General features: G+C 42.5%; 10 protein-coding genes. All 10 read left to right on the plus strand.

From position 1 onward, the window contains the following. The first annotated feature begins 83 nt into the window (after positions 1-83). Positions 84-1,793 carry an AMP-dependent synthetase/ligase gene (locus tag T344_RS0103415; protein WP_027627551.1) on the plus strand — a complete coding sequence of 570 codons (1,710 nt, stop codon included), beginning with the start codon at positions 84-86 and terminating at the stop codon, positions 1,791-1,793. 150 nt (positions 1,794-1,943) lie between these two features. Beyond that, the gene (locus T344_RS0103420) at positions 1,944-2,738 is read left to right on the plus strand and encodes an inositol monophosphatase family protein (RefSeq protein WP_027627552.1); all 795 of its coding nucleotides are present in this window, start codon (positions 1,944-1,946) and stop codon (positions 2,736-2,738) included. A 531-nt stretch (positions 2,739-3,269) separates the two neighbouring features. Further along, positions 3,270-4,427: a TraB/GumN family protein gene (locus tag T344_RS0103425; protein WP_027627553.1), complete on the plus strand. Its 1,158-nt coding sequence runs from the start codon at positions 3,270-3,272 to the stop codon at positions 4,425-4,427. 106 nt (positions 4,428-4,533) lie between these two features. Next, entirely contained in the window at positions 4,534-6,405 is a 1,872-nt protein-coding gene (locus T344_RS0103430; RefSeq protein WP_027627554.1) for a MutS-related protein, read from the plus strand. A gap of 29 nt (positions 6,406-6,434) precedes the next feature. Beyond that, a complete protein-coding gene (locus T344_RS0103435; protein WP_027627555.1) occupies positions 6,435-7,070 on the plus strand; it encodes a hypothetical protein in 636 nt (211 codons plus the stop codon). 764 nt (positions 7,071-7,834) lie between these two features. After that, on the plus strand, positions 7,835-8,305 hold the full coding sequence (locus T344_RS0103445) for an NADH-quinone oxidoreductase subunit NuoE family protein (protein WP_027627556.1): 471 nt from the start codon (positions 7,835-7,837) through the stop codon (positions 8,303-8,305). After that, positions 8,298-9,587 (plus strand): complex I 51 kDa subunit family protein, encoded by a 1,290-nt coding sequence (locus T344_RS0103450; protein ID WP_027627557.1) that lies wholly within the window; start codon positions 8,298-8,300, stop codon positions 9,585-9,587. The genes T344_RS0103445 and T344_RS0103450 overlap by 8 nt, the downstream gene beginning before the upstream one ends. Position 9,588: 1 nt before the next feature. Next, positions 9,589-11,313 carry an NADH-dependent [FeFe] hydrogenase, group A6 gene (locus T344_RS0103455; RefSeq protein ID WP_004625959.1) on the plus strand — a complete coding sequence of 575 codons (1,725 nt, stop codon included), beginning with the start codon at positions 9,589-9,591 and terminating at the stop codon, positions 11,311-11,313. Positions 11,314-11,506: 193 nt separating this feature from the next. After that, a complete protein-coding gene (locus T344_RS0103460) occupies positions 11,507-12,058 on the plus strand; it encodes a hypothetical protein (RefSeq protein WP_027627558.1) in 552 nt (183 codons plus the stop codon). Between the two features lie 50 nt (positions 12,059-12,108). Further along, the gene (locus T344_RS30705) at positions 12,109-12,660 is read left to right on the plus strand and encodes a CBO0543 family protein (protein ID WP_027627559.1); all 552 of its coding nucleotides are present in this window, start codon (positions 12,109-12,111) and stop codon (positions 12,658-12,660) included. Positions 12,661-12,704 lie beyond the last annotated feature (44 nt).

Consider the following 12,704-nt stretch of genomic DNA (forward strand, 5'->3'; position numbering starts at 1 on the left):
TGTCAAGTTAACATTTTATGTGATACAATATTTTACGAAGTTTACGAAAAGCGGAATAATTTGCATATTGGAGGGTACCACCCATGAAAGACAAACCGTTGTATGAAGTGAGAAAGATCTCTAATCTCAAGGACATGATTGAACAGAGTGCAAAGCTTTATGCCGACAAGGCCGCTTTCCTTGTCAAGCCGAGAACAGGGGGAGATTATGTCCCTGTATCCTTTAAAAAGTTCAAGGAAGATATTGACGCCCTGGGGACAGCTTTGTTGAGTCTGGAGCTTAAAGGTAAAAAAATTGCTTTGATCGGTGAAAACAGATATGAATGGGCAACCTCCTATCTTGCTGTCTGCAATGGAACCGGGATTATTGTTCCGTTGGACAAGGAGCTCCCGCAGAATGAGATAGAGAACTGCTTGCTGCGCAGCCATGCGGATGCCATAATTTTTTCAGGAGGAGTATCCAATAATATCGAAAACATTTTAAAGAATATAACCAGCTGCAAATACTTTATCAATATGGATATCGAGGAGGATACCGACGGTCAGCTTTCATACGGCAGGCTGATGCAGAAAGGAAAGGAACTCCTGGCACAGGGAAGAAAAGAGTATCTGGACGCAGTCATTGATAATGAAGCTATGGATATTCTATTGTTCACATCGGGAACCACTGATAAATCCAAGGCAGTTATGCTGTCCCACAGAAATATAGCGGAAAATCTCATGGCCATGTGCTCTATGCTGTATATAGACGATAAGGATGTATTTTTATCGGTATTGCCCATGCACCACACATATGAGTGTACCTGCGGCTTCCTGTGCCAGATGTACAGGGGCAGCACGGTGGCTTTTTGTGAAGGCCTGCGCCATATAGTGAAAAATTTAAGGGAATCGGGCTGTACCGTAATGAACGGGGTTCCCCTTGTGTTCGAATCCATTTACAAGCAGCTTATGAATCAGGTTGCCAAGAAACCCGGAGGACCGGGAAAACTCAAACTGGGAATCAGACTGAGTAAAATAGCCGGAGTTTTCGGTGCGGATATCAGAAGAAAGCTCTTTGCCGAGATTCACGATGCCCTTGGGGGCCACTTGAGGTTATTTATAAGCGGAGCTGCTGCAATTGATCCTATGGTATCCAAAGGCTTCCGTGAAATAGGAATAAAACTGGTACAGGGTTATGGCCTTACCGAATGTGCACCCATAGTGGGCTTGAACAGGGACTGCTGGTTCAAGGACGATGCGGCAGGCCTTCCGCTGCCGGGTCTGCAGGTCGTAATCAATAAGCCCAACAGTGAGGGTATCGGTGAAATCAAGGTCAAGGGACCCAGTGTCATGCTGGGTTATTATGAAAATAAAGAGGCCACCGATGCCAGCATACGGGACGGCTGGTTTTATACGGGGGACATGGGTTTTATGGATTCTGACGGTTTCATACACATAACCGGCAGACAGAAAAATGTCATTGTTACCAAAAACGGCAAAAATGTATATCCCGAAGAAATTGAAACTCTCCTCAACAGAAGTGATTATATAAAGGAGTCCCTTGTTTACGGTACTGAGGGAAAGGATGACGTGGTTGTCTGCGCCCAGATTGTGCCGGACAGGGAGAAGATTGAGGAGGATGTAAAGAATGGTGTTATCGGACAGGCAGACGTGAATGCAATAATCGGTTCCGAGGTTAAGAGAATTAACAGGGAACTGGTTACCTACAAGTATGTTAAGGAATTTACGCTAAGGGATAACGAGTTCGAAAAGACAACAACCAAAAAGATAAAAAGATATCAGGAGCTAGCTTAAAATTTTTTGAGTAAATCATATAGCGCACATGGCCAATTAACCTCCTTTATTCGCCTTATAGCGGATGAGGAGTGAACAAATTACATTACATTTTTGTGGCTGCTATTGCGGCTCAAAGCCATTGGCTTAGGAGGTTAATTCAATTAGCATATGGATAAAATACTGGATAATGCAATAAATGAAGCTGTAAACCTTGTCAGGGAAGTAAGTGAGTATTTGTTATGTGACATGGATGATAAAAAGGTTCTGACAAAAAGCGGGGATGCCAATTTTGTCACCGAAATAGACTTAAAGGTTCAGGAAATCATGATAAAAGGCTTAAAAGAAATCCTGCCGGAAAGTAATATTATTGCCGAGGAAACAAATGAAAATGACTTTACACTGGGGAAGTACACCTGGATACTGGATCCCGTGGACGGCACCACCAATCTTATGTACGGTTATAAGTATTCCTGCATAGCACTGGGGCTGGTTGCAGACGGCAGGCCCTATGCCGGAATAGTTTACAATCCTTATCTAAGGGAGTTGTTTACAGCCCGCAAAGGCGAGGGAGCCTTTGTAAACGGAAAGACCATAACCGTGAGTGACAATAAAATACTGGAAAACTGCCTGATTACCATCGGAACCTCTCCTTATGACAAGGGGAAGGCTGACGAAACCTTCAGAATAACAAAAAATGTTTTTCTTAAATGCAGAGATATAAGACGTTCGGGCTCGGCAGCACTTGATATATGCAATGTGGCAGCCGGACGGACTGACGGCTTTTATGAAATGGAGCTCCGGCCCTGGGATTATGCCGCGGCGTCGGTTATCCTGGAGGAAGCGGGAGGCTGTATCACAGAATGGTCGGGTGACAAACTGAGCTACATACGTGAGCATCAGGCAATGGCTACAAACGGCCATATACATTTTGAGCTCAAGGAAGTTATAAATAGCAAGGAATAAAATATAATCAAGTCAAAAGAAATTATAAGCCGGATAATAATATTACTAAGTAATAAATAACAAATAGTAAATAGTGTGTAAGGTATTTGGCGGTCAGTTATTTAATAGCAAACTGGCCGCTGTTTTTAATTCCCAATAATTAGCAAAATTGACGCTTGACTTAAAATGTACATAAAAGTATACTGGTGTCAAACTGGGTGAGAGCCATGGTCAATTAACCTCCAATATTCACTTTACAGTGGATATTGGAGTGAACATATTTCATTGTTTTTATGGCCGCTGTGCGGCTCAAAGCCATAACATGTCAAAGCCATAAAATGGCTTAGGAGGTTTGCTTGAAAGACTTCACTTGCGTTCGTCTTCCAAGCAAACCTGTGAACTTATGGCCGTGCGAAATATTCAAAGTATTTTAGCAATACTTTGAAAGCGCACATGGCCAATTAACCTCCTTTATTCGCCACATTGCGATAAAGGATATAAGTTTTCATCACTTTTTGTGCCTTGAGCACAGCGAAAGGAATGATAGTTAATATGGATAAGGATAACGTAACCAGACTGATGTATGGTGATAAAGAAATAATACTTGTAGGGACTGCCCATGTGTCAAAGGAAAGTACAGAGCTTGTACGGCAGGTTATTGCCGAAGAAACTCCGGACAGTGTGTGCATCGAACTTGACGAACAGAGATATGACAGTATTCAAAATCCAAAGAGGTGGGAGAGTACCGATATTGTCAAGGTAGTAAAATCAAAAAAAGTGGGCTTTCTTATAGCTAATCTGATTTTAAGCGGCTATCAGAAAAAGCTTGCAAAAAAACTCGGAACAAATGTGGGCGGAGAAATGCTTGAGGCAATAGCCTCCGCAAAAGACGTCAACGCACAACTGGTACTTGCCGACCGCAATATTCAAACCACCTTGCTGCGTATATGGCGTAAATTGAGCCTGTGGGAAAAACTTAAATTAATTTTCAGCCTGACTTTCTCCTTCGGAGAAGACACCGAAATATCCAGTGAGGATTTACAGGAGCTGCTAAAGGAAGATATGCTGGAGTCGGCTATTTCAGGGCTGCGGAAGCAATTTCCCGCTGTCGGGCAAATTCTCATTTCTGAGAGGGATCAATATCTGGCCTTTAAAATCAAAAATGCTCCCGGCCAAAAGATAGTGGCCGTTTTAGGCGGTGCGCACGTTCCGGGAGTGAAAAAGGAAATATTCAAGGAACAGGATATTGAAAGTATCTCTGTTATTCCTCCCAAAAGCAAAATTTCAAAAATAACAGCATGGATTATTCCCGCACTGATAACAGGACTTTTTGTCTATGCTTTTATCATGAACATCCAAACAGGCTTGCAGCAATTATCGGCATGGGTTTTATGGACGGGCTTGCTGGCGTCATTGTTTACTGCCCTATGTTTAGGCCATCCTCTCAGCATCATTACTTCTTTTATTGCAGCTCCAATTACAACCCTGCATCCAATGCTGGCCTGCGGCTGGTTTGCAGGATTGGTGGAAGCCACAATAAAAAAACCTACCGTGCAGGATGTTCAAAATATCCAGGAGGATATTTTCAGCTTGAAGGGTGTGTTAAAAAACCGTTTTTTGAAAACCCTGCTGGTGGTTATAATGTCCAATATCGGTGCTTCCATCGGAACCTTTATCGCAGGTACGGGTATAATCAGAAATCTGCTCTGATATTACGCTCCGGCGGTAAATTCAAGCCTGATAGTATTATTTGGCACTGCCGGAACTATAATATATTTATGCAGCTAAAGATTAACAAGCATTACAGGAGGAGTCAATGTACACGCCTGAAAGTAAATATCAGAGGAGAGCCGACGCCTACGGCAAAAAATTGGATATATATGCAGGCCGGAGCAATACCATAGGCAATTACAAGCTGTTGGTTTTCTTTGCCGGTGCGGCGCTTGCGGTAATTTTATATATTATGAGACAGTATATAGTGATGGCGGCAGTACTTGCAATTTTCGCAGCCGGGTTTATATACCTGTCAATAATACACAACAGGATAATAAAGAATAGGAACTATTCACAGGCAATGCTGCAAATAAACAATATGTGTCTTAAAAGGGCAAAGGGTTTATGGACGTCATTCTCAGATACGGGAGAAGAGTTTGTGGATCCCGGCCACAATTATACCCATGACCTTGATCTGTTCGGAAAAGGTTCCTTGTTTCAAATGATAAATATGACCACCACCTATTCGGGCAGGCAAAAACTTGCCGGTATGTTTTTGCAGCCGCTGGATAAGACTGAGGATATAGCCATGAGGCAGGAGGCCGTTGCAGAACTGGCGGAAAAGCTTACCTTCAGGCACCGGATGTACTCAAATGTTCTTATTTCCAACAAAGATATCATTTTGACCGATGCTGAGGTGCAGGGGAAAAAACATACCAAATCGCTGATTGATATCATAGACAAACTTGATGCCGTATTCGCCTGGGCAAAGGACACAAACAGCCGGTATTCCGCCTCGGGGTTTAAGCTGCTCATAACTGCACTTCCGGTAATAACCCTGCTTTTAACCGTTTTGGCTGTACTGAAGCTTGTACCCTTTTACCTGCCCATTGCCGGCTTTGTCATCCAGTTCCTGATGCTGGGGTATAAGATCAATTATAGAAATAAAAGCTTTGAACTGGTTGAAAAGTATTCCAATACACTTAAAGTTTACAGGTCGGTACTTAAACAGTTCGAGGCAGAGAGCTTTGAAAGCCGGCATTTGATAAATTTAAGGGAGCAGCTCAAAGGAGCCTCTCATGAACCTGCCTGGAAGCAGATCGAAAGGTTGTCCAAGCTCTGGGAACTGATTGCAAACAGGTATAATTTTCTCTATACCGTTATTAACACTGTCACCTTATGGGATTTCCACTGTTTGGCGGCTCTGGAAAAATGGAAAATAACCAGCGGCAGATATGTGGAAAAATGGTTTGACATCATAGGGGAGGTTGAGGCCTTGAGCAGTTTGGCGGTTATGCGCCACGATAATCCTGACTTTATTATGCCCAGGGTGTCGGAAGAGCTCAAAGGCGGAATCGTTGCAGAACAGCTGGGGCATCCTTTGCTCACCAAAGGCAGGAAATGCAACGATATCAACATAGACCGGGGGCAGCCCATACTTCTCATCACCGGCTCCAACATGTCGGGAAAAAGCACCTTCCTGAGAACTGTAGGACTGAGCCTGATATTGTCGTACATGGGACTGCCGGTTTGCGCAAAAGCGTTCAGCTGCCCCGTCATGAAGGTATATGCCTGCATGCGGACCAGCGATAATCTTGGTCAGAGCGTTTCCTCCTTTTATGCCGAACTTTTGAGAGTCAAATTGATTGTTGAAGCAGTTGACAGGGAAGAAAGGGTATTTTTCCTTCTGGATGAGATATTTAAAGGAACCAATTCCTCAGACAGGCACACCGGTGCCAGGATGCTCATAAGCCAGCTGGACAGAAAGGGAGCCTGGGGAATGGTATCGACTCATGACCTGGAGCTGGCGGACATGGAGCGGGAAAGCGGCAGAAGAATCCGCAATTATCATTTCAAGGAGTATTACAGGGACAATAGTATTCATTTTGACTATCAGCTTCGTGAAGGTGTTTCAGACACAAGGAACGCCATATTCCTTATGAAGATGGCAGGTGTGAAGGTGGAAGAAGAGTAACATTTTGTTTATTTCCGGGGGTTATAATAATGGGTCTGACCGATGAAGAAAACAGGGAGTTCGAAAAGCTTTTGATCAGCCATAGAAGGTTTGACGGATGGCTGGCTATTGTAATTGGATCATTCTTTTTTATCTTTATGGCATTTATGTTTTTGTATTCCTTTGATGTGGACGATTTAGAACGGCCGGACCAGCTGTTCGGGATGGTCCTGACTTTTGTCTTGCTTGCAGGGCTTGGAGCAATGGTGGTTTTAGGAGGCATAAGAACCCTCCGGAAAAATCCAAATAAAAGAACAAAAGATGAAAAAGTGGTATTGATAAAAAAGACAGTAAAATTTTTGGCAGTATTTGCATTGATCATTTTAATTATAAAAATAGTGTATACATTCAATTTGCGGCATGACACAGTTGTGGTATACCAGCAGAACCAGTTTGAAGCAAATAATATTTATTCAAAATCAGGTGTTTTTAAAAGTGAAAGCCATGAAATTTTCATAAAGGCTTTGAATATGGAACTGGAATGTTCTAAGGAAGACATCGCTAAAATATGTGATCTGTTAAAAGATCAAAAACATAAAAACACTTTAAAGCTGGAGTATGAGTGGAACAGGTTTTTTCCCGACAGGGGAAAGCTTATAAAAATAAGCAAAACCGCTGATCGGTAAATTAACATAGTAATAGCAATACAGAGACACAGAAATATAGAAATACAGAAATACAGAAATATCAGAAAAAACAAGGGACTGCCGCAAGAAAAATGCCGTTAGCATTTCTTGTGACCAGTCCCTATTTGTACTGCAAGATCAATACTCCTCCTCTTGAATATCAAAAACGAAATTACACTTGTCACATCTGAAAACCAGCAGAGTACCAAAGCTTTCACTCTCGGTTTCTTCCACATGTATAAGACCTCCGCAGCTGCATTTCTTCGGGTATCCGTTCATGCAGGTACAACATTCGGTATGGCGTGAATTGCGATGTTTAGTTTCAGTTGAACAGGTATTGCACATTGACCACCACTCCAATCAGTTATTATGTATTTATTTTAATACATTTTTTAGCAATAGTAAAGGCTTTACGCATGTATACATGAGATTTCATCAGTGTTTGAGGGTATTTTGAATGATAAATAAATAACAAAGAATATTTAAATAAATGTTAAATAATAAATTCTGTGAAAAAAATATCAAACTCTAATTGACAATGTGAACTTAAGAACTTACAATATAGTTGAGAATGTTAAAAAATTCGCATATTAAAGATACGGTATTTAACAAACTCATTTTTTTATGTGATGAGATTGTATACAAAGTACCTGTAACGGGTTTGAAAATGGCTATTTAGCCTCCTTTATTCGCCTGATGCGGATTTAGGAGCTTATATATAATTATTATTTTGATGCCGCGGTTGCGGCTCATGGGAGGCTAAGATGGAGAAGGTTAGAGAAGTGTTGAAGCGCTTTGGCAATTCAAAAGACAATCTTATTCAAGTTATGTTGGAGCTGCAGAATATTTCGGGTACAAATTCACTGCCACACGAATGGGTTGAATTTGTGGCCGCCGAACTGGATATGCCTTTAAGCAGGGTATACAGTGTTATTACATTCTATGCAATGTTTGGGACTGAACCCAGGGGAAAATATGTGGTTGAAGTCTGTAAGAGTGCTCCATGTCATGTAACGGGTGCCGGCAGCCTATTGTCAATGCTGGAAAAAGAATTGAAGGTCAAGCCCGGCCAAACAACTGAAGATGGAGTTTTCACATTGATACAGTCCTCGTGTTTTGGAGCATGTGACATATCTCCGGCAGTAAAAATCGGTGAGAAGGTTTATGGAAACCTCACACCTCAAAAGCTGAATGAGATTGTAAACTCTTATAGGGAGGGCCGTCATAATGGATAAGGTATTGAGTGCAAGATTCGGTAAAATCAAACCCGACAGTGTTGAAGAATATATTGCGGCAGGTGGTTATGAAGGTCTTAGGAAGACAATGTCAATGGAGCATGCTGATGCCATTGAAGAAATAAAGAAAGCCAACCTTTTTGGCAGGGGCGGTGCTGCTTACCCGACAGGTATAAAGTGGGAACAGGCTTATGCTATCAAAAAAGGTCCCAAATACATGGTCTGTAACGGTGACGAAGGTGAACCCGGTACATTTAAAGACAGGCACATTCTTGGAGAAGACCCCTTTGAACTCATCGAAGGTATGACCATAGGCGCGTATATCATGGGTGCCAAAGAGGGATATATATACATCAGAGGTGAATATGCAGCTATTCAAAGGATAGTTGGGAGCGCAATAGCCAACGCTGAAAAAGCCGGTTACCTCGGAAAGAACATCCTCGGAAGAGAAGGTTTTGACTTCACGCTTAAGGTTGTTTCAGGTGCAGGGGCATATGTATGCGGTGAAAATACCGCTCTTGTTGAATCAATAGAGGGAAAGACAGGCAGACCGAGACAGAAGCCGCCGTACATCAAGAATTGCGGTTTGTATCAGATGCCTACCATATTAAACAATGTAGAAACCTACTCATGTATTCCCTGGATAATCAAGGACGGCGGAGAAACCTTCAGCAAAAAGGGAACCGAGTTCAGCGGCGGTACAAAGTTAATGTGTCTTTCGGGAAATGTTCAGAACAGAGGAGTTTATGAAATTCCTTTCGGTATGACTTTAAGGGAACTCATTTATGACCTGGGCGGCGGAATTACCAACGGCAGGAAGCTGAAATTTGTCCATCTTGGAGGACAGTCTGGAAGCTGCTTCCCTGAGAGCTTGCTGGATACTAAAATTTGTTACTACGATCTGAAAAAAGCAGGTATATCTTTAGGTTCAGGGGCTGTAGTAGTGGTGGATGACAGTCACTGTGCCGTTGATTACCTTAAGAATTCCATGGAATTCTTTGAAGAAGAATCCTGCGGCAAATGTACTCCTTGCAGAGAAGGAACCTATAGATTGGTGCAGCTTGTTGAAAAGTTTACAGAAGGTACTGCAACCATGGAAGACTTCAATAAACTCAAGAGCCTTGCACAGACTATGAAGACATCCAGCTTCTGCGGTCTGGGCCAAAGCGCTCCCGTACCTCTGTTAACTCTTGTCAAGTATTTTGAGGAAGAGTTCCTTGAGCATATAAACGGTAAATGCAGAGCTGGTGTATGCCATATGACCGGAAAGGCAGGTAAATAATATGGAAATGATCAACGTTACTATAGACGGTATTGCAGTCGAAGTTCCAAAGGATACTACAATACTTGAAGCTGCTAAAAAGCTGAATATCAATATACCTACACTGTGCTTCATGAAAGGCATAAATGAGCCCGGTTCATGCAGAGTATGCGTAGTTGAGGTTGAAGGCTGGAGAGGTTTGCATCCTGCCTGTGTTACAAAAGTTTCCGAGGGTCTGGTGGTTAAAACCGCTACCAGTACTGTAAGGGAGGCAAGGAAGAATATCCTTGAACTCATTATGTCAAACCACAACAGGGAATGTCTCTCCTGTGACAGAAATCTTAAGTGTGAACTTCAGACACTCTGTAATGAAAATGGCATAGACAGACTTCCCTACGGGGGAAAAGTTGACAAGGGATGTCTTGATACTTCAGGTCCCATAGTCAGAGATCCAAACAAGTGTGTACTCTGCGGAAGATGCGTAAGTGTCTGTTCAAAAATGCAGGATGTGGGAGTTATTGATTTTGCTTACCGCGGAGCACATATGACGGTCACTACTGCTTACGAGGAAGGTCTTGCGGGGCAGGAGTGCATCAACTGCGGACAGTGTATAAAGATCTGTCCTGTGGGTGCCCTTTCGGAAAGAGACGATACTGCCAGGGTATGGAAAGCCCTTGAAAATCCTGAGCTGCATGTTGTAGTTCAGACTGCTCCTGCTGTAAGAGTTGCCCTTGGCGAAGAATTCGGCTATGCTCCGGGCACGAATGTTGAAGGCAAAATGGTTACGGCATTAAGAAGACTCGGTTTTGATAAGATATTTGATACCAACTTCAGCGCCGACCTGACAATAATAGAAGAAGGCAATGAACTATTAAACAGGATCAAGAACGGAGGAAAGCTTCCGCTGATCACTTCCTGTTCACCGGGATGGATCAAGTTCTGCGAACACAACTACCATGATTTCCTTGAAAATCTGTCAACCTGCAAATCACCGCAGCAGATGTTCGGTGCCGTTGCAAAGTCCTACTATCCTGTAAAGGCTGACGTTGACCCCAAAAAGGTGTTTGTTGTGTCGGTAATGCCATGTACGGCAAAGAAATATGAGGCCGACAGGGAAGAAATGCAGGTTGACGGGCTGAAAGATATTGATGCCGTCATAACCACAAGAGAGCTTGCAAAAATGATCCGCCAGGCCGGCATCAGGTTTGCCGAGCTGGAAGACGGCGAGAGGGACAGCATCCTTGGAACCTATTCCGGAGCCGGTACAATCTTCGGCAACACCGGTGGCGTTATGGAAGCTGCCCTTCGTACGGTGGCCGACAAGCTTACCGGAAAATCTCTTGACAGTATAGAATATACGGCTGTAAGAGGGCTGTCAGGCATCAGGGAGGCAACTGTAAACATAGCAGGTATGGATATCAAGGTTGCCGTTGCCAACGGTACCGGTAACGCTTCAAAACTGCTTGATAAAATAAGGGCGGGAGAGGCCGGCTATCACTTCATCGAAGTAATGGGCTGTGAAGGCGGATGCATCAACGGCGGCGGACAGCCCATCATAAAAGACAAGTCCACCACCGAGGAAGTAAAAGCTGCAAGAATAAAAGGACTTTACGACATAGACAAAGCTTGTGTCACCAGAAAGTCCCATGAAAACCCTGAAATTCAGAAGCTTTATGCCGAATACCTGGGCGAAGCAGGTGCGCATAAGGCCCACAAACTGCTGCATACCCATTATGTAGCAAGATAATTGACCAATAAATCCTCAGGACCAGAGACTGTAGTAAAACCAGTGAATGAACCGGTTTTACCGCAGTCTTTTTTTCATTATTATGTTAATCCCAAAATTAGTATTCTGCCATAATGTATTTTATATGGTTTATTTATAGATAATACAAATTCAGTTAATAATAATTTTATAAAATCCACAAAAGGAGACAAAAATGTCCGGCATACCGAAGGACGTGGAAATTCAAAAACAGTTAACGGAGCTCCATCTTGAACACTGGTTAAATAATGTTGTTTTTCATCCTAAATGGTGGTTATTAATTATACTTTTGATACTGCTTTGGATAATATGGTGGAAGACAGCTATGAGGGCAGGCCTGCACGGTATTTGCCTCTATGCGGGCTTGATGTCGATTACGGCTCTTGGCATAAACGAATACGGCGAGGAACTTACCTTGTGGGAGTATCCCATAGACGTTATTCCCATATTTCCTCCGCTGTCGTCAATCAACCTGATCCTGATGATTTTGGTTTATTCCATCATATATCAATATTTTAGGACCGGCAGAAGGTTTATGGCTGCCTCAGCAACGGCTTCAGCGGTTATCAGTTTTATTGTGGAACCGGTGCTTTCAACGATAGGTTTTTACCGCTTGCTGAGATGGGAGTATCATTTTAGTTTCCTGTTATATATCATAGCTTCCACAGCTGTTTGGTACATCACAAATAAAATCATAAATATTGAAAGGTCTGTGAAGAAAGTATAAAAAGTTGAAGAAATTCATAAAAAAATATGTGTTTATCCCGGGAGAATGAAATGGTTTATACAGTTTTATTTATTCAATCAGCTGCCAAGGTTCAGGAAAAATTAACAGATACCCGTATTGACGATTGGCTTGAAAGAATCGTTTTTCACGGAAAATGGTGGTTGCTGCTGGCTCTTGTCTTATTTTCCATGACTTTTTGGTGGAAAACTGTAGACAAAAGAAGATTGAGCGAAATGGTCCTATATGTTTCATTGATCATCATATTTACTCTGGTTTTGGATGAGATCGGAGAAGAATTTACGCTTTGGGACTACCCGTATGATTTGATACCGTTGTTTCCTCCAATGTCCTCAATCGATATTGCATGTCTGCCGCTGATATATTCCCTGATATATCAGCGGTTTGGGGCATGGAAGGGTTTTATTGCCGTCACAGTGCTTATGTCGGGCATATTTTGTTTCATCCTGGAGCCGTTATTCATAAGGATAGGGATATATCAAATTCTGAGCTGGAAAAGCTATTACGGCTTTCCAATATATATATTTATGGCGATTATATGTAAGTTGGCCGTAAAAAAGATATATGCAAAATCCGGGGCATAAAAAAAATGCTAGTATAATGAAAAACACTAAAGGAAAGGTGATCG

Source organism: Ruminiclostridium cellobioparum DSM 1351 = ATCC 15832, from assembly GCF_000621505.1.
GTDB lineage: Bacteria > Bacillota > Clostridia > Acetivibrionales > DSM-1351 > Ruminiclostridium > Ruminiclostridium cellobioparum.